Below are 16777 nucleotides of genomic sequence, written 5' to 3'. Positions count from 1 at the left end.
GCAGATGGCTCCAAGAAACAAAAAACCCAGCCGGAGCTGGGTTTTTGGTATTCTGATAAACGTAAATATTAACGTTTTGAGAATTGTGGACGCTTACGTGCTTTCTTAAGACCCACTTTCTTACGCTCAACTTTACGTGCATCACGTGTAACGAAACCTGCTTTACGAAGTGTAGGACGTAGAGACTCGTCAAACTCCATAAGTGCACGAGTGATACCGTGACGGATAGCACCAGCTTGACCAGTAGTACCACCACCTGAAACAGTGATGTGTAGGTCAAACTTTTCAGTCATTTCAACGTGCTCTAATGCTTGACGAACAACCATGCGAGCAGTCTCACGACCGAAGTACTCTTCTAGAGAGCGCTTGTTGATTACGATGTTACCAGTGCCTGGGCGTAAGAATACGCGAGCACTTGAACTTTTACGACGACCTGTACCGTAGTATTGATTTGCCATGATAGTGCTCCTTAAATGTCTAGAACCTGAGGCTGTTGTGCAGCATGGTTGTGCTCAGTACCTGCGTAAACTTTAAGTTTACGGTACATTGCGCGGCCTAAAGGACCACGTGGCAACATGCCTTTAACAGCTTTTTCGATAATCATTTCAGGCTTTGCAGCTTGAAGCTTGTCGAAAGTAGTAGACTTAAGACCACCTGGGAAACCAGTGTGTGCGTGGTACATTTTGTCTTTTGCTTTATTACCAGTAACAGTAACTTTCTCTGCATTGATAACGATGATGTAATCACCAGTATCTACGTGAGGAGTGTACTCAGCTTTATGCTTACCGCGTAGGCGACGAGCGATTTCAGTAGCGATGCGACCTAAAGTTTTACCTTCAGCGTCAACTACGTACCAGTCACGTTTTACTGTTTCTGGCTTAGCAACAAACGTTTTCATTTATTAAAATCCAATGTTTTTTAATTTAAAACCACAGGTAATTATTATTAATTACCGCTCTAAGTTGAATGCTTTAACCCCTTCGAGTTTAAGACTTTGAGCCATCAATTAGAGGCTAAACTAATATCTGGCAATAGAACGCAACGTGGCAGACGCGGGAGTATACCAGCACTTAAACCACATTGCTATATGATGGTTGTTTTTTATTCGAGAAATTCAGCTATCAGCTAATAAGTGCGCGCGAAATAAATTTCACGCCTACATCAATCGTAGGCGTCACGCTTGCTTGGCGCGCCTTATATTCAAAACCTTTCGGCTTTAAAGTGACGGCTAACTGCTCACTAAGCTAAATGCTCTCTCGCTAAATATTCTAGCGATTGCATTTCTTGCAATCGACTGATGCAGCGCTTAAATTCAAAATTTAAATTACCTTCGCTATACAGCTCAGTTATGGGCTTTTCAGCAGAAATAATTAACGTCACATTACGCTCATAAAACTCATCAACTAACGCAATAAAACGGCGAGCTGCATCATCATTAGCTTGGCCGAGCGCTTTAACATTCGATAAAATAACAGTGTTATAGAGTCGGCTGATTTCCATGTAGTCGACTTGGCTTCTCGCTGTTTCGCACAACTCACTAAAGTCGAACATAACGATACAATCAGCTACCTTTCGCGTTTTTATCAATCGGCCTTCGATTTCAATCGCTTTATCGAGCACGCCAGGCTCTGGCGACAACTTATCAAAGTATTCAAATAAATTATCATCCGCTTGCTGATCAAGTGGGCTATGAAAAATTTCGGCTTGCTCAAGGGTACGTAAGCGGTAATCAACACCCGAGTCCACATTAACAATCTCGGTGTTAGCTTTTACTAGTTCAATAGCTGGTAAAAAACGCGCGCGTTGCAAACCGTTTCGGTATAGCTCGTCAGGTACAATGTTTGAAGTTGCCACTAATACGATACCGCGCTCAAATAACGCTTCCATCAGGCCACCTAACAGCATTGCATCAGTGATATCTTGAACAAAAAACTCGTCAAAACAAATAATATCTGTTTCTGCTTTAAAGATATCTGCAACCACATTTAATGGATTACTGGTATTTTTTAACTTTTTGAGCTCATCATGAACACGATGCATAAAACGGTGAAAGTGCACACGCATCTTACGTTCAGTAGGTAAAGCTTCGTAGAAAGTATCGACTAAATAGGTCTTACCTCTACCTACTCCCCCCCAAAAATAGAGCCCTTTTATGGCTGGCGTGCTATCTTTAGAGAAGAGTTTGGCAAACCACCCCTTAGCGGCTGGTTTCTCTGCCGTTAGGTCATCATAGAGCCTTTGCAAATGACGCACAGCATTTTCTTGCGCTGCATCATGTACAAAGTCTTCACGTTGTAAATCTTGTTGGTACTTCTGCCAAGGAGTCATAGGTCGTTACAATAAAACACAGTTAAATTTGCAGAGTATATTAACACGCATCGTATCTCAGGGTATATTAACCCGCAGTATGATTTCACAATCAAATTAAGCATATTTTAATAATGATTGGACTATAAGTGCTTTTACAGCATTTGTTTTTGTTATTTTTTCCCAAAGGGGTAGATTTATGGGCACAATTACCTGGGTAGGTATTCTTATCATCGTTGCAATTTCGGCATTTTTCATTGGTGCGTTTGTAACAAAGAAACAATTTAAGCAAGATGAGTTAGAACAACAAGTAGAGCAAGCTAATAATGCACTTGAGCAATACCGCCAAGATGTTGCCGATCACTTGGCAAGCACAGGGAAACTTGTCTCAAAGATGAAAGATAACTATGACCAGCTTCTCAACCATGTTGAAGAAACGAACAAACTATTATTAGCAGATAAAAAGCAACACCCTAACGAGCCGTTCTTTTCAAAAGAAACCACTGAGCAATTGCAAAGCTCATTACAAGACCGTCGTGGCGATCGCTCAAGTGCAGAAGCACAACCTGCAGACTATGTGGTCGGTGAAACAGGGTTATTTACTGGTTCAAATAAAGTTTCAGAACATTCTAAAGCCTCTTGATGAACTTTTTTTTGACCCCATAGTCTTTAGATATAACAGCTTTATATCTAAACCAAGAAAAGGGCTGCTTATGCAGCCCTTTTTAGTTTTTGCTTTATCTCTGATGTGGAGTAAACCCTGACTATGAAAATGAAATTATCTGTTATTAGTGCTGCTATTTTATCTTCAAGCTTATTGTTAGCGCCTGCAGTTTCAATGGCTAAACTGCCAGTGGCGGTAAATGGTCAACAGTTACCAACCCTTGCACCAATGTTAGAACAAATAACCCCTGGCGTGGTGAGTATTCAAGTTTCAGGCTCAAAAGAAGTTCGTCGTCGTCCAACACCGTTTGATGACTTTTTTGGCGTACCACGCGGCGGTAGTCAAAAACGTGAATTTAGCGGCCTTGGTTCTGGCGTCATAATTAATGCAGACGAAGGGTATATTGTTACCAATAACCACGTTGTCGAAGATGCAGAAAAAATGATTGTCACCCTTGAGGATGGTCGTGAGTACGAGGCAACCAGAATTGGCAGTGATAAAGAATCAGATATTGCATTGCTGCAAATTGATGCTGATGACTTAACTGAGCTAAAAATTGCCGACTCAGATAAACTGCGCGTGGGTGATTTTGCGGTAGCAATCGGTAACCCATTTGGTTTAAGCCACACAGTAACCTCTGGTATTGTGAGTGCGCTTGGTCGCAGTGGTTTAAACATAGAAGGTTATGAAGACTTTATTCAAACCGACGCGGCTATTAACCAAGGTAACTCTGGTGGTGCATTAGTAAACCTAAATGGTGAGCTGATTGGTATTAACACCGCAATTTTAGGCGCATCAGGTGGAAACGTAGGTATTGGCTTTGCTATCCCATCAACCATGATGAAAAACCTCGTTGATCAAATTATTGAGCATGGCGAAGTTCGTCGCGGTTCACTGGGCATTTCAGGTCGCCCGCTTGACGCTGGCCTTGCTAAAGCACAAAAACTTGATGTAAAACAGGGTGCCTACGTTATGCAGGTGATGGATGACACCGCAGCAAGCAAAGCGGGTATCAAAGCCGGTGACGTGATCATCAGCGTCGATGGCACTGAGATCAGCGGGTTCCATGAACTACGCAGCAAAATTGCTACGCTTGGTGAAGGCAAACGCGTAAAACTAGGTATTTATCGAGATGGTAAAGTTAAAATAGTAAATGTAACCCTCGATGGCGCAGCTTCACTAACAGCAGCTGGCGAAGAAACTCACCCAGCTTTCCAAGGTGCAACATTAGAGAACACTCAGAAGAGTGATGGCAAAGGAGTTGAAATAACCAGTGTGGCAGCACGCTCTCCAGCTGCGCGGGTAGGCCTTGAAGAAGGTGACGTGATTATGCAAGTAAACCGTCAACGTGTTGAAACAATCCGCGACATGAATAAGATTATCGAAAACACTAAAGGTAATATCGTCCTAGGAGTAAAACGAGGTCGAGAGCTTATTTTTGTATTAATTCAATAATTTTATTTGATTTTTCATGAAAAAATAACAGTGGTGCTTGCCGCTGTTATTTTTTTTGTGCCATCATTAAATAATTGCTCATTGATAATAAGAATATTGTGCTAAAACTTTTAAAATTTATCCTACCGCCGCTTTTTACTGGTTTAGGTATCGCCTTCTTGGTCGTGCTTTTTAGCCCGAGTTTACGTAGCGCTTTATTACCCAACATGAATTTACCCGTTGCGATCAGCTCGCAGCACATGAGCTTTGCCGATGCAGTGCAACGTGCAGCCCCTTCTGTGGTAACTATTTTTTCCGAAAGTATTTCTAACCAACCACGCTACAAACGTCAAAACACTGTTCAGGCACTTGGTTCAGGCGTCATTATGTCGCAAGACGGTTACATTCTGACTAATTATCACGTTATTAAAAATGCCGACTTGATCATTATTACACTGGCAGACGGTCGTCGTTTTTATGATGTTCAAGTGATTGGCTTTGATAGTGAAACAGATTTAGCTTTATTAAAAATAAACGCTGAACACTTACCTGTCATTCCTGTTAATGACAATTTTAAACCACGTGTAGGCGATGTTGTTTTAGCCATTGGTAACCCACTTAATTTAGGTCAAACCATTACCCAAGGGATTATTAGCGCTACAGGTAAGCAAAACTTAATAGACAGCCCATACAGCAGCCTATTACAAATGGATGCCGCCATAAATGTAGGAAACTCAGGTGGCGCATTAGTTAATTCACGTGGTGACTTAGTAGGTATCACGTCGGCGCAATTTAAAACCCATGCAGATTTGGATATCCAAGGTATTTTCTTTGCAGTGCCCTACTCAATCGCTAAAGACATCATGGATATATTAATCAAACATGGTCGTGTTGTACGAGGTTATTTAGGTTTTAGAGGCACCGGCATAGATAGCACAGGCAAAGATGTTAGTGATAACTTTACGCCTGTAGCAGGAATGCGTATTACCGAGCTAGACCCGTTTGGACCAGCGTGGCAAGCGGGGATCAGAGAAACCGATATCGTAATTAAAATCGGCGGTATTTCGGTTGCTAACCCACAACTAGTTTTAGACAAACTAGCAAAAACTGAACCGGGCAATAAGCTAGAATTTGAAGTCTATCGTGATGGTGAGATATTAAAGATTATGGTTACTGTTGGCGAACTAGAGTCAAAATCTTAACCAAAAAAAAGCCTAACAGACGTTAGGCTTTTTTATAAGTATTTAGCGATTAGCTTGAGCGGCGCTTAATATTAGCACCCAGCGCACTTAGTTTGTCTTCAATACGCTGATAACCACGGTCAACGTGGTAAATGCGATCAACAACTGTCTCACCTTGCGCCACAATACCAGTTAAAATAAGGCTTGCTGACGCACGTAAATCTGTCGCCATCACTTGCGCGCCCGATAACCTTTCTGTATCACCACAAATTGCTGTATTACCTTCTAAGCGAATATTTGCGCCCATACGCTGTAGTTCAGGTACATGCATAAAACGATTTTCAAAAATAGTTTCAGTGATGGTAGCACTGCCCTTCGCTACCACATTTAAAGCGGTAAATTGCGCTTGCATGTCGGTTGGAAAGCCCGGGTGTGGCATGGTCTTAATGTTAACCGCTTTTAATTCACGACCACGCATATCAAGGTAAATACTGTTATCAGTCACTTCAACCAAAGCATTCGTGGCGCGTAACTTTTCAATCACGGGATCTAGGCTATGGTGATCTGTGTTTTTACACAATACTTCGCCGCCAGCCATTGCAGCAGCTACCAAGAAAGTACCTGTTTCAATGCGGTCTGGAAGAATACTGTACTCGCAACCAGATAACGACTCAACACCTTCAATTTCGATGCGGCTTGTACCTGCACCGCTGATTTTAGCACCCATCGCAATTAAGCAATTCGCAAGATCAGTGATCTCAGGTTCGCGTGCAGCGTTTTCAAGAACTGTTTTACCATCAGCCAGCGTTGCGGCCATAAGTAAGTTTTCTGTTGCGCCAACACTCACCATTTCCATGAAGATTTCGGCGCCTTTTAAACGACCATCAACTTTGGCATTGATATAACCATTTTCAACCTTGATCACTGCGCCCATGCGCTCAAGTCCTTGAATATGAATATCAACCGGGCGGGCACCAATGGCACAACCACCAGGCAGTGAAACTTGTGCTTCACCGAAACGTGCCACTAAAGGCCCCAGAGCAAGCACAGAGGCACGCATTTGTTTTACCAGCTCATACGGAGCTAAAGTTTTATCAACCGTCGCGCCATCAATGATCAGCGTATCTTGCTGCCATTCTACCGTTGCACCAAGCGTTTTAAGTAAAGCTTCGGTGGTGCCGATATCACGTAAGCGAGGTACGTTACTAAAGGTACTTTTACCTTGCCCAAGCAGTGCTGCAAACAAAATAGGAAGTGCGGCGTTTTTAGCGCCAGAAATAGTGACTTCACCTGCCAGCGAGGTGCCACCTTGAATAACAAATTGATCCATGAGGAGGCCCTGAAACTATTGAGGTAAAATAAATTTTTGTTCGCGTTTCCATTCAGTCGGCGTGAACGCTTTGATTGATACAGCGTGGATTGTACCGTCTGAGATTGTTGACATTAACGGAGCATAGACCAATTGTTGTTTCTTAACGCGCGTTAAACCGTCAAAACACTCACCAACAGCAATCACTTCGTAGTGGCTACCGTTTGCTTTAACAATCACTTCGTCTAGCTTTAATTCGTCGCGTAATAACGTTTCGACTTGGCTTGTTTCCATAAATCTCACTCAAATAAGGTTGTGACCTGTCCCAACTGCATCAAGTTTTGCAGTTGCTCAGGAATATTTTGCAATTCAAGGCGAATACCTTGCTGCTTTAATTCTGCGAAAGAGTGAATTAACCAAGCTAAGCCCGCCGTGTCAACCCTAGATACACCAGAAAGGTCAAAATACCACGTTTTGTGTGTAGATTGTGACTTGGTGTTCAGAAGGCGTTCATTGGTGATAGAATTTCGGGTCAGTTCACCACTGACCCGAAACTGATTATCCTCGAGTTGAGTAATATCAACGTTACTCATCGCCACCTTCACCTCTAAACTGCACTGGTAGTTGGCTCTTTTGCTCAAGTAAGTCACTCACGTGTTCGATACCTTGTTGACGCAAAATGCCTTGTAATTCACTTTGTTTAGCGTCAAGCAGGCTAATACCCTCGGCAATCATGTCGTATGCACGCCAATCACCATCTCGGTCTTCACGTACTTTAAAGTCAATTTTAATATCAGGCTTACCTGGTTCCACAATTTTCGTTTTGACTAGTACCACATCTTGACCTTTAAAAGGCTGGGCTGGGCCAAACTCAACACTTTGGTTTGTATACTGCGTAAACACACCAGCGTATGTAGCAATTAGGTATTTTTGAAACACATCAATGAAGTGTTGCAAATCTTTGATTGCTTTTGCCTTTTCTTCTTTATCTTCGATTGCACGTACTTTTGATACATGGTTACCTAACACACGAAGTGCAGCGTACTTGTAGTCAATGTAAGGCATTAACTCTTCTTCTACGATCACTCGTAGATACTCTTTATCTTTGGCGATTAAAGGCTGATCTTTAGTAATACGTGCAAAGGTATTATCTGATACTTTGCGCACCATTTTGTATGGGTCTTTTAAATCGACATCAGGCTCTGCAGCGTGTACACCTACCGTAAACACCACGCTTAAAGCGATTAGAAATTTTTTAAACATCATTATTCACTTCCTTGGTTGAACAAGAACTGACCTATCAGCTCTTCTAATACTAATGCTGACTTGGTATCGGTAATGTAATCACCATCAGCAAGCGCTTTACTTTCAACACCAAACAAATCATCTAAAGCAGCATCATCTTGAGCGGCTGTCACTTTTTCACCCATGCAGCGTTGCTCTGCAGAATCGGCAGCAATAACCGGGTTAATACCCAAGTACTGCTCCCCTAAAATACCTGATGTTAAAATAGAGATAGAGGTTGTATCTGAAAACTTACACAAATAGTTTGCGTCAATCGCCATATTAACCACTGGCACAAACTCTTTTGGATCAATTGAAATTGACTCAACACGCCCTACAACAACTCCGCCGACCTTAATTGGCGCGCGGGCTTTTAACGAACCAATGTTTTCAAACTTGGCATTTAGTTGGTACGTTTCACCGCTACCACTAATGCCGGCATTTGCTACTTTGAATGCAAGCAATGCAAAAGCCGCAATACCTAGGGCTACAAAAAAGCCAACTAAAATTTCTAATTTCCGTGAATTCATCTTTATACCCTAATTAGCTGGTAAACATTACCGCTGTTAAAATAAAGTCAAAACCTAAAACTGCCAGTGATGAGTGTACAACGGTTTCTGTTGTCGCTTTACTTATCCCTTCAGAAGTAGGGATACAGTCATACCCTTTGTAAAGCGCAATCCACGTTACAATCAAGGCAAATACAAAGCTTTTAATCATGCCATTAACAATATCTTGCTGAAACGACACTTGCGCTTGCATGATTGACCAGAAACTACCTGAATCAACACCAAGCCAATCAACGCCAACTAAGTGAGCGCCGATAATAGCAACAGCAGAAAATATCAATGCAAGCAATGGCATACTAATAAAGCCAGCCCAAAAACGCGGGGCAATAATGCGTTTTAGTGGGTCAATTGCCATCATCTCTAAGCTAGATAATTGCTCAGTGGCTTTCATCAAGCCGATTTCAGCTGTTAGTGCACTGCCCGCGCGACCAGCAAATAATAACGCCGTGACCACAGGCCCTAATTCGCGTAACAAACTTAGTGCCACCAATGGCCCTAAGCTATCTTCAGCACCATAACCGACTAATACGGTATAGCCTTGTAAAGCGAGCACCATGCCGATAAACAGGCCCGACACCATAATGATTAAAAGCGATTGTGAGCCGACCATATACAACTGACGGATCAGTAACGGCGTACCTTTTTTGAAGTTTGGCATATTTACTAATGCGCCAAACAACATTTGCGTAGAGCGACCAAGCGCAGCAAAACGGCCTAACGTCTTGTGACCTAGCTTTTGAAACAGATCAAGCATTCGGTACTCCCAATAATTCATCATCATAAGCAGGAGCAGGATAATGGAATGGTACAGGACCATCCGATAATCCTTTTAAGAACTGCTGAACAAGCTCTGATTGATGATTTTGCATTTGCTCAGGTGAGCCTTCACCAATCACACCTTGATCAGCAATAATGATCACGTGATCTGCAATACTAAGCACTTCGGTTACATCGTGCGTTACAATAAGCGACGATAAACCTAACACCTCATTCAGTGATTTGATCAGCTTAACAAGTACCCCCATCGAAATAGGGTCTTGGCCGGCAAAAGGCTCATCATACATAATCAGTTCGGGGTCAAGGGCTATCGAGCGAGCCAAAGCTGCACGGCGTGCCATACCACCTGATAATTCAGACGGCATTAAATCTTGTGCACCACGAAGACCTACAGCTTGTAACTTCATAAGGACTACAAGCCGAATTAAATCTTCACTAAGTTGAGTGTGTTCGCGTAAGGGGAAAGCGATATTGTCAAACACAGACATATCAGTGAATAAAGCACCACTTTGAAAAAGCATACTCATTTTAGTGCGAGCAGCATAAAGCTCCTTGCGAGACATGCTAGGAATACTATTGCCTTCGAACAAAATATCACCAGAATCAGGCTTAAGTTGACCACCTATCAAGCGTAACATGGTGGTTTTACCTATGCCGCTCGGTCCCATGATAGCGGTGATCTTGCCTTTCGGAATGTTAAAACTCATATTTTTATATATGATTCTATCGCCCCGTGAAAAGGTTACATCCTTGATTTCTACTATTGATTGCGACAAGTCGCTCTCCATAACGTTTTTCACTCGTTTTGCCATTTTAAAGTTTTTTTAGTCAAGATGGAAAAAACAATTCGTAAAATTTTGTAATATTTTCTATTCGTCAAATTAAACTCTACGCAGTTGCTCCTTAACCACACCTGAAATCTCATTCCTGAAAAACCGCGCTTTGTGCCTGCCAGCCTATTCTTTTACTTATACTTTCCTGCTCGCTTTTGTTACTATTTGCAGTCATCTGTTTCAGTAATGTTGGCGTATCACAATGGTGACTTCTTTTGTCATTTTAATTATTGGTTTTGCAGCACTTGTTTGGAGTGCCGATCGGTTTGTTTATGGTGCGGCTGCACTCGCAAAAAATATGGGGATCCCGACCCTAATCATAGGTTTAACGGTTGTTGCTATGGGTTCTTCAGCCCCTGAAATGATGGTATCTGCTTCTGCCGCGCTTGCCGGTAAAACTGATACAGCAGTAGGTAATGCTGTTGGCTCAAATATCACCAATATCTTACTTGTACTGGGCGTAACAGCACTACTTCGCCCTCTTTCTGTCTCGTCAATGACCTTAAAACGAGAAATGCCTTTAGTACTGCTTGTCTCAATTGCGGCATGGTACGTGTTTTCAGATAACTACTTTTCGTTTGCCGAAGGTATCGCATTAGCTCTTGCCTTTGTTGTCTTCATCGCAGGCTTAGTGATTGTGTCTTTACGCGCTAAAAATCAAGACGATGACCCTTTCGTGAGCGAGGCATGTGAAGATGTTCCCGATAATGTCAGTACTAAATCAGCTATCCTATGGCTTGTTATCGGTATGATACTTTTACCTATCAGCTCACATTTTTTAGTCGAATCAGCCGTTGATATTGCTAAATACTTTGGCCTTTCAGACCTTGTAATTGGTTTAACAATTATCGCTATTGGTACCAGTCTTCCTGAACTGGCTGCATGTATTGCTGGGGTATTGAAAAACGAAGATGATTTAGCATTGGGTAATATTGTAGGCTCGAACATTTTCAACCTACTCGCTGTTTTACCACTGGCTGGGATCATCAACCCATCGATTATCGACCCATCTGCAGCGAACCGCGATGCCCTTATCATGATTGCAGCTACTTTAGTGCTGATTGCCATGTCATTGAACTTTAAAGGTGCTCGCCGCATCAATAGAGTAGAAGGTGGCTTTTTGTTAGTCGCATTTATTGCATATCAAGGCTATATTTTTAGCCAAATAGGATAATCAATGACCCAGCTAAATTTTATTGCGCAAGGTAAGCGCGTTCTTGAAATTGAAGCGCAAGCTTTACACGAAATAGATCAGTACATCGATGAACATTTCGAGCAAGCTTGTCAGCTAATGTACCAATGCACAGGCCGTATCATCGTTATAGGCATGGGTAAGTCTGGCCACATTGGCAATAAAATAGCTGCCACATTAGCAAGCACTGGTACACCGGCATTTTTCGTTCATCCTGGCGAAGCAAGCCATGGCGACCTAGGGATGATCACTCGAGATGATGTAGTAATGTGCATTTCGAATTCGGGTGAAACCAGTGAAGTGTTAAGCATTATTCCTGTTATTAAACGAATTGGCGCAAAAATGATTTCGCTAACAGGTAACCCTGACTCAACAATGGCAAAGCTCTCTAATGTGCATGTTTGTATTAAAGTTAGCCAAGAAGCATGCCCACTGGGTCTTGCACCAACGGCAAGCACTACAGCAACCTTGGTTATGGGTGATGCAATGGCTGTTGCTTTACTCGAAACACGTGGCTTTACAGCCGATGACTTTGCATTATCTCATCCCGGAGGTAGCCTAGGTAAACGCTTGTTGCTTACATTAAACGATGTAATGCACAGTGGTGATGCAACACCAATAGTGCACGAGTCGCAAAGCATTAAAGATGCGCTTATTGAAATGTCTGCGAAGGGGTTAGGTATGACAGCCGTGGTCGCGGAAGACCAAAAACTCTGCGGCTTATTTACGGATGGTGATTTACGTCGTATTTTAGAGCAACGTATTGATATTCATAGTACCGCCATTAGTCAGGTCATGACGCGCTCATGTACTACAGCCAGTGCAGAGATGCTGGCTGCTGAGGCGTTAAATATTATGGAACGCAAACGTATCAACGGCTTGATTGTAATCGATAAAAATAACACACCGATTGGCGCGCTTAATATGCAAGACCTATTAAAAGCAGGAGTTCTGTAAGTAATGACATTCGCCGAGCTATACCAGCCCCTTAGTCCTGATGTAAGTCAGCGTGCTCAAAAAGTTAAGTTACTAATATGTGATATTGATGGCGTTTTTTCTGATGGCCGAATTTATCTTGGAAATCAGGGCGAAGAGCTTAAAGCATTTAATACCAAAGATGGCTTTGGCATCAAAGCACTCATTAATAGTGGCTTTGAAGTTGCCGTTATTACCGGGCGCCATTCACAAATAGTTCAGCAGCGAATGACTAGCCTAACCGTACAGCATATTTATCAAGGCCAAGAAACAAAGCTGATTGCATACCAAGAGTTAAAAGATAAACTTGGCCTAGAAGATGAGCAAATAGCGTACATTGGTGACGATGGCCCTGATTTGCCTGTAATGGAAAAAGTAGGCTTTGCGGTAGCAGTCAATGATGCGCACCCATTGATAAAAAAACTGGCTCACTATACGACCATGCTACCGGGTGGCTTTGGCGCTGTACGTGAATTAACAGATTTACTGATGTTAGAAAACGGTAAGCCGTTAACTAGCAATGGAACCAGCGCATGAATATAGCCCGTATTTTACTGAGTATTGTTTTTGTTTGTTGCATGGTGTGGTTGTGGTATCCGTACTTTAACCAAACAACAAACACAATAAATAGTGAAGACGAGATTATTGCAACTCCCGATTATACGGCCGTTGCACTAAAGCAAACCGCTTATGATGAGCAAGGCAAGATTAGCCATAAAGTGGCCGCTGCGAAAATGGAGCTTTATCAGCAACTTGGGTTTACCTTTTTTGAGCAACCTATTTTTACACTTTATGGCGACCAGCAAATTTGGCAAGTAAAAGCTAAAGAAGCCACCTTATATGAAAACGATCAGCTTATTTTTGAAGGCGATGTTGTTGCTAAAAACTTAACCCATAATGGCATGATCGAAGATATTAAAGCTGAAAACATTAATGTTGATATAGAACAAATGACCATGTTTTCGAAGCAACCTGTGACGCTAACAGGACCAAATTTAAAAATTACCGGTAAAGGCCTAAAAGCTAATTTAAAAACCGAGATTGTAGAGTTAACTAACCATACACGAACCATATACTATGACCAATAAACTGAAGAAATTACTCCTGATCCCAAGCTTATTGATTGCCTTTTCAGGCGTAGCTGCCGAGCAGACAGGCGCACAAATTAGCATAAGCTCAGATCGCCAAACTGGTAAGCTAAAAGATGGCGTTGGTATATTTGAAGGCAATGTCGAAATTATACATGGTAACCGCCGGATCACAGCCGAACGCCTTGAAGCCCATGGTGGTGATACAGAAGGTACTGTTGAGTTAATTATCGCCACAGGTAAGCCTGCTTATTTTGAAGAAAAGCAAGCAGATGGCACGGTAATGAGCGCCAGTGCAGAAGAAGTTCGCTACGACGTAGCCAAGCGCTTCTTAACTTTAAATGGGGAAGCCGAAGTAACTCAAGCAGGCCAAAAAGTAACAGCGAAAAGCATTACTTATGATATGGCACAACAACTAATTAGCGCAGAAAAAGACGAAAACTCAACAGACCGTGTACACACAATCTTAGTGCCTGTTGACAACAAACAAGACGATAAAGGCCAACCATGAGCACATTAAAAGCAGAGCTTTTAGCAAAAAGTTATAAAGGCCGCCAAGTTGTCAAAAATGTGGGTCTTGAGGTTGAAGCGGGCAGTATCGTTGGTTTGCTTGGCCCAAATGGCGCAGGCAAAACCACCACTTTCTATATGATTGTTGGCTTAGTACCTAGCGATAAAGGCAAGATCAGCATTGATGATAATGATATTACACTTTTGCCAATGCATAGCCGAGCACGTTTAGGGATTGGTTACCTACCACAAGAGTCATCTATTTTTAGAAAGTTAACGGTTTATCAAAACCTAATGGCTATTTTAGAAACGCGTAAAGATTTAAATAAACAAGGCCGAGAAGAAACACTCAACAACTTACTTGATGAATTTAGTATTCAGCATATTCGTGATAGTCAAGGTATGGCCTTATCTGGGGGCGAGCGTCGTCGCGTAGAAATTGCTCGGGCATTAGCCGCAAACCCTAAATTTATCTTGTTAGATGAGCCTTTTGCTGGTGTTGATCCTATTTCAGTGTTAGATATAAAGAAAATTATTGAACACTTAAAAAATCGTGGTATTGGTGTATTAATCACTGACCATAATGTTAGAGAAACCCTTGATGTTTGTGAAAAAGCCTACATTGTTTCTCATGGGGAGCTAATTGCATCAGGAACACCTGAGCATGTTTTAGCTGACCAAACCGTACGCGATGTGTATCTAGGTGAGCAATTCAGGCTATAACCAATAAGCCACCATCTAGCGCATCTGCTAAACTAAATAACAATGACAATAAATCGATATAAATTTACCTGTGACTGCACAGGTGTCGATAACACATAAAAGGATTGTTAGGGATACATGAGGCAATCATTACAGCTGCGCATGGGCCAGCAACTTACAATGACTCCACAACTGCAACAAGCAATTCGCTTGCTGCAGCTTAGTACATTGGATCTCCAGCAAGAAATTCAAGAAGCACTTGATAGTAACCCTCTGCTTGAAGTGGAAGAAGCAGATTACAACGATGAAAACATTGGTAAGAACGAGCAAAAAGCTGAATCTGATGATACTCAGCTAAGTGCATCGGCCGAAGAAGCGCCGAGTGAGTACGAACAAGAAAGCAGCGATGCCCTTAACAAAGACACCGTTAGTGACGATTTAGCCATGGATGTGACATGGGATGAGTACATGAGTGCTGCCCCATCAACATCATCAGGTCCAATGCCTGAAGATGAGTCAATTTATCAGGGTGCATCGACTGAAACCCTCCATGAATACCTTATGTGGCAATTACAACTCACACCATTTAGCCCAACCGATGAAGCGATCGCTGTCGCCATCGTAGAGGCAATTGATGACTCAGGTATTTTAACTGTTAGCTGCGAAGACATAGTCGAAAGTTTTAATCAAAATAATGATGAAGAAGAAATCGAACTAGATGAAGTCGAAGCGGTCTTAAAGAGAATACAGTTGTTTGATCCAGTAGGGATTGGTGCCCGTAGCTTACAAGAGTGCTTATGTATCCAGCTTCGCCAATTCGATGCGAGTACGCCGTATTTAGCTGAAACTAAAATGGTTTTATCTGAGCATATTGAATTATTAGCAAGTCGCGACTATCGCACTTTGATGAAAAAGACTAAGCTTAAAGAAAGCGAACTAAAAGAAGTAATGACGCTGATCCACAGCTTAAACCCTAAGCCAGCTGACAGCATAGTTCGCGAAGAGTCTGAGTACGTTATACCCGATGTATCGGTTAAAAAAGTTAAAGGTCGTTGGGTCGTTGAATTAAACCCAGATTGTATGCCAAAAATTAGAGTGAATAGCCAATATGCAGCTATGTCACGCTCAGTAAAATCGAGCAGCGATAGCCAGTTTATTCGCTCTCATTTACAAGAAGCTAAATGGTTTATTAAAAGCTTAGAGAGCCGTAACGATACACTTTTAAAAGTGACCAATTGTATCGTACAGCAACAACAAGCATTTTTTGAACATGGCCCAGAAGCCATGAAACCAATGGTGCTGAACGATGTCGCAGAAATGGTCGAAATGCATGAATCGACAATTTCACGTGTTACAACACAAAAATACATGCACACCCCTCGCGGGATTTTTGAGTTGAAATATTTCTTCTCAAGCCATGTCAGCACAGAAAACGGTGGTGAGTGTTCATCAACAGCAATTCGCGCTTTGATCAAAAAGCTTATCGCTGCAGAAAACTCAGCTAAACCATTGAGTGATAGTAAAATTGCAGATATATTGGCTGAGCAAGGAATTAAAGTAGCTAGACGCACAATTGCAAAATATCGAGAGTCTCTAGCGATACCTCCGTCTAATCAGCGTAAGAGTTTGATTTAGACGTTTTACATAGAAGGAAAATGCTTATGCAACTAAATTTAACTGGTCGTCATGTAGAAATCACTGATTCATTAAGAGACTATGTAAACAGCAAGTTTGCAAAACTAGAAAGGCATTTTGACCACATTAATAATGTACATGTCATTCTAGATGTAGAAAAATTAAGCCAAAAAGCAGAAGCAACTTTACATGTAAATGGAGGCGAGCTCTTTGCCTCAACTGCACACCAAGATATGTATGCAGCCATTGACTCGCTAATCGATAAACTAGATCGTCAAGTCATTAAACACAAAGAGAAATTAGCTCGACACTAAATT

Annotated in this window: 21 protein-coding genes; 11 read left to right on the top strand and 10 right to left on the bottom strand. The window is 42.0% G+C overall.

The window, feature by feature from the left end; all coding sequences use genetic code 11:
* Positions 1-68: 68 nt before the first annotated feature.
* The 3 genes from rpsI to zapE form a co-directional block, all read right to left on the bottom strand.
* Positions 69-461 (bottom strand): 30S ribosomal protein S9, encoded by a 393-nt coding sequence (gene rpsI, locus L1264_RS03375; protein ID WP_095209788.1) that lies wholly within the window; start codon positions 459-461, stop codon positions 69-71.
* Between the two features lie 8 nt (positions 462-469).
* Positions 470-898, bottom strand: coding sequence for a 50S ribosomal protein L13 (gene rplM, locus L1264_RS03370; RefSeq protein WP_062568574.1), 429 nt, complete (start codon positions 896-898; stop codon positions 470-472).
* Positions 899-1239: 341 nt separating this feature from the next.
* The gene (gene zapE / locus L1264_RS03365) at positions 1240-2328 is read right to left on the bottom strand and encodes a cell division protein ZapE (protein ID WP_135923445.1); all 1089 of its coding nucleotides are present in this window, start codon (positions 2326-2328) and stop codon (positions 1240-1242) included.
* Positions 2329-2506: 178 nt separating this feature from the next.
* Between zapE and L1264_RS03360 the strand changes: the two genes are divergently transcribed.
* From L1264_RS03360 to L1264_RS03350, 3 genes are all read left to right on the top strand, one after another.
* Entirely contained in the window at positions 2507-2950 is a 444-nt protein-coding gene (locus L1264_RS03360) for a YhcB family protein (protein ID WP_135923444.1), read from the top strand.
* A gap of 123 nt (positions 2951-3073) precedes the next feature.
* The gene (locus tag L1264_RS03355) at positions 3074-4426 is read left to right on the top strand and encodes a Do family serine endopeptidase (protein WP_135923443.1); all 1353 of its coding nucleotides are present in this window, start codon (positions 3074-3076) and stop codon (positions 4424-4426) included.
* A gap of 98 nt (positions 4427-4524) precedes the next feature.
* On the top strand, positions 4525-5607 hold the full coding sequence (locus L1264_RS03350) for a trypsin-like peptidase domain-containing protein (RefSeq protein ID WP_135923442.1): 1083 nt from the start codon (positions 4525-4527) through the stop codon (positions 5605-5607).
* A 49-nt stretch (positions 5608-5656) separates the two neighbouring features.
* On the opposite strand, the gene murA is transcribed toward L1264_RS03350, so the two are convergent.
* The 7 genes from murA to mlaF are packed head-to-tail and all read right to left on the bottom strand — an operon-like array spanning position 5657 to position 10313.
* Positions 5657-6916, bottom strand: a complete 1260-nt coding sequence (gene murA / locus L1264_RS03345) for a UDP-N-acetylglucosamine 1-carboxyvinyltransferase (RefSeq protein ID WP_135923441.1) — start codon at positions 6914-6916, stop codon at positions 5657-5659.
* 15 nt (positions 6917-6931) lie between these two features.
* Positions 6932-7189: a BolA family protein gene (locus L1264_RS03340; RefSeq protein ID WP_065978178.1), complete on the bottom strand. Its 258-nt coding sequence runs from the start codon at positions 7187-7189 to the stop codon at positions 6932-6934.
* Positions 7190-7194: 5 nt separating this feature from the next.
* Positions 7195-7488, bottom strand: a complete 294-nt coding sequence (locus tag L1264_RS03335) for an STAS domain-containing protein (RefSeq protein WP_199526666.1) — start codon at positions 7486-7488, stop codon at positions 7195-7197.
* Complete coding sequence (locus L1264_RS03330; RefSeq protein WP_199526676.1) at positions 7481-8158, bottom strand: MlaC/ttg2D family ABC transporter substrate-binding protein; 678 nt, start codon at positions 8156-8158, stop codon at positions 7481-7483. The genes L1264_RS03335 and L1264_RS03330 overlap by 8 nt, the downstream gene beginning before the upstream one ends.
* 2 nt (positions 8159-8160) lie before the next feature.
* Positions 8161-8709 (bottom strand): outer membrane lipid asymmetry maintenance protein MlaD, encoded by a 549-nt coding sequence (gene mlaD, locus L1264_RS03325; RefSeq protein WP_135923439.1) that lies wholly within the window; start codon positions 8707-8709, stop codon positions 8161-8163.
* Between the two features lie 13 nt (positions 8710-8722).
* Positions 8723-9502, bottom strand: a complete 780-nt coding sequence (mlaE, locus tag L1264_RS03320) for a lipid asymmetry maintenance ABC transporter permease subunit MlaE (protein WP_135923438.1) — start codon at positions 9500-9502, stop codon at positions 8723-8725.
* Complete coding sequence (gene mlaF / locus L1264_RS03315; RefSeq protein ID WP_135926228.1) at positions 9495-10313, bottom strand: phospholipid ABC transporter ATP-binding protein MlaF; 819 nt, start codon at positions 10311-10313, stop codon at positions 9495-9497. The genes mlaE and mlaF overlap by 8 nt, the downstream gene beginning before the upstream one ends.
* A gap of 247 nt (positions 10314-10560) precedes the next feature.
* Here mlaF and L1264_RS03310 point away from each other — a divergent pair, with 247 nt between their 5' ends.
* The 8 genes from L1264_RS03310 to hpf all read left to right on the top strand — a co-directional run bounded on the left by L1264_RS03310 (position 10561) and on the right by hpf (position 16774).
* A complete protein-coding gene (locus tag L1264_RS03310) occupies positions 10561-11532 on the top strand; it encodes a calcium/sodium antiporter (protein WP_138558035.1) in 972 nt (323 codons plus the stop codon).
* Positions 11533-11535: 3 nt separating this feature from the next.
* Positions 11536-12507 (top strand): KpsF/GutQ family sugar-phosphate isomerase, encoded by a 972-nt coding sequence (locus L1264_RS03305; RefSeq protein WP_138558036.1) that lies wholly within the window; start codon positions 11536-11538, stop codon positions 12505-12507.
* Positions 12508-12510: 3 nt separating this feature from the next.
* Positions 12511-13062: a 3-deoxy-manno-octulosonate-8-phosphatase KdsC gene (kdsC, locus tag L1264_RS03300; RefSeq protein ID WP_235403634.1), complete on the top strand. Its 552-nt coding sequence runs from the start codon at positions 12511-12513 to the stop codon at positions 13060-13062.
* Entirely contained in the window at positions 13059-13613 is a 555-nt protein-coding gene (gene lptC / locus L1264_RS03295) for an LPS export ABC transporter periplasmic protein LptC (RefSeq protein WP_135923434.1), read from the top strand. Before kdsC ends, lptC begins: the two co-directional genes overlap by 4 nt.
* Complete coding sequence (lptA, locus tag L1264_RS03290; protein WP_135923433.1) at positions 13603-14124, top strand: lipopolysaccharide transport periplasmic protein LptA; 522 nt, start codon at positions 13603-13605, stop codon at positions 14122-14124. The genes lptC and lptA overlap by 11 nt, the downstream gene beginning before the upstream one ends.
* Complete coding sequence (gene lptB, locus L1264_RS03285) at positions 14121-14846, top strand: LPS export ABC transporter ATP-binding protein (protein WP_135923432.1); 726 nt, start codon at positions 14121-14123, stop codon at positions 14844-14846. Before lptA ends, lptB begins: the two co-directional genes overlap by 4 nt.
* A 117-nt stretch (positions 14847-14963) precedes the next feature.
* Positions 14964-16460: an RNA polymerase factor sigma-54 gene (locus tag L1264_RS03280; RefSeq protein ID WP_135923431.1), complete on the top strand. Its 1497-nt coding sequence runs from the start codon at positions 14964-14966 to the stop codon at positions 16458-16460.
* A gap of 26 nt (positions 16461-16486) precedes the next feature.
* Entirely contained in the window at positions 16487-16774 is a 288-nt protein-coding gene (gene hpf, locus L1264_RS03275) for a ribosome hibernation promoting factor (RefSeq protein ID WP_135923430.1), read from the top strand.
* The last annotated feature ends 3 nt before the right edge of the window (positions 16775-16777 follow it).

Source organism: Pseudoalteromonas sp. APAL1 (assembly GCF_021532475.1).
Classification (GTDB): Bacteria; Pseudomonadota; Gammaproteobacteria; order Enterobacterales; family Alteromonadaceae; genus Pseudoalteromonas; species Pseudoalteromonas lipolytica_C.
Note: the sequence above shows the minus strand (reverse complement) of the source record. Positions and strands in the feature narration are given on the sequence as shown.

Coding starts and splice junctions, on each gene's coding strand:
- rplM (WP_062568574.1), bottom strand. CDS start 898: ATGAAAACGTTTGTTGCTAAGCCAGAAACAGTAAAACGTGACTGGTAC.
- zapE (WP_135923445.1), bottom strand. CDS start 2,328: ATGACTCCTTGGCAGAAGTACCAACAAGATTTACAACGTGAAGACTTT.
- L1264_RS03360 (WP_135923444.1), top strand. CDS start 2,507: ATGGGCACAATTACCTGGGTAGGTATTCTTATCATCGTTGCAATTTCG.
- L1264_RS03355 (WP_135923443.1), top strand. CDS start 3,074: ATGAAAATGAAATTATCTGTTATTAGTGCTGCTATTTTATCTTCAAGC.
- murA (WP_135923441.1), bottom strand. CDS start 6,916: ATGGATCAATTTGTTATTCAAGGTGGCACCTCGCTGGCAGGTGAAGTC.
- L1264_RS03340 (WP_065978178.1), bottom strand. CDS start 7,189: ATGGAAACAAGCCAAGTCGAAACGTTATTACGCGACGAATTAAAGCTA.
- L1264_RS03335 (WP_199526666.1), bottom strand. CDS start 7,488: ATGAGTAACGTTGATATTACTCAACTCGAGGATAATCAGTTTCGGGTC.
- L1264_RS03330 (WP_199526676.1), bottom strand. CDS start 8,158: ATGTTTAAAAAATTTCTAATCGCTTTAAGCGTGGTGTTTACGGTAGGT.
- mlaD (WP_135923439.1), bottom strand. CDS start 8,709: ATGAATTCACGGAAATTAGAAATTTTAGTTGGCTTTTTTGTAGCCCTA.
- mlaE (WP_135923438.1), bottom strand. CDS start 9,502: ATGCTTGATCTGTTTCAAAAGCTAGGTCACAAGACGTTAGGCCGTTTT.
- mlaF (WP_135926228.1), bottom strand. CDS start 10,313: ATGGAGAGCGACTTGTCGCAATCAATAGTAGAAATCAAGGATGTAACC.
- L1264_RS03310 (WP_138558035.1), top strand. CDS start 10,561: ATGGTGACTTCTTTTGTCATTTTAATTATTGGTTTTGCAGCACTTGTT.
- L1264_RS03305 (WP_138558036.1), top strand. CDS start 11,536: ATGACCCAGCTAAATTTTATTGCGCAAGGTAAGCGCGTTCTTGAAATT.
- kdsC (WP_235403634.1), top strand. CDS start 12,511: ATGACATTCGCCGAGCTATACCAGCCCCTTAGTCCTGATGTAAGTCAG.
- lptC (WP_135923434.1), top strand. CDS start 13,059: ATGAATATAGCCCGTATTTTACTGAGTATTGTTTTTGTTTGTTGCATG.
- lptA (WP_135923433.1), top strand. CDS start 13,603: ATGACCAATAAACTGAAGAAATTACTCCTGATCCCAAGCTTATTGATT.
- lptB (WP_135923432.1), top strand. CDS start 14,121: ATGAGCACATTAAAAGCAGAGCTTTTAGCAAAAAGTTATAAAGGCCGC.
- L1264_RS03280 (WP_135923431.1), top strand. CDS start 14,964: ATGAGGCAATCATTACAGCTGCGCATGGGCCAGCAACTTACAATGACT.
- hpf (WP_135923430.1), top strand. CDS start 16,487: ATGCAACTAAATTTAACTGGTCGTCATGTAGAAATCACTGATTCATTA.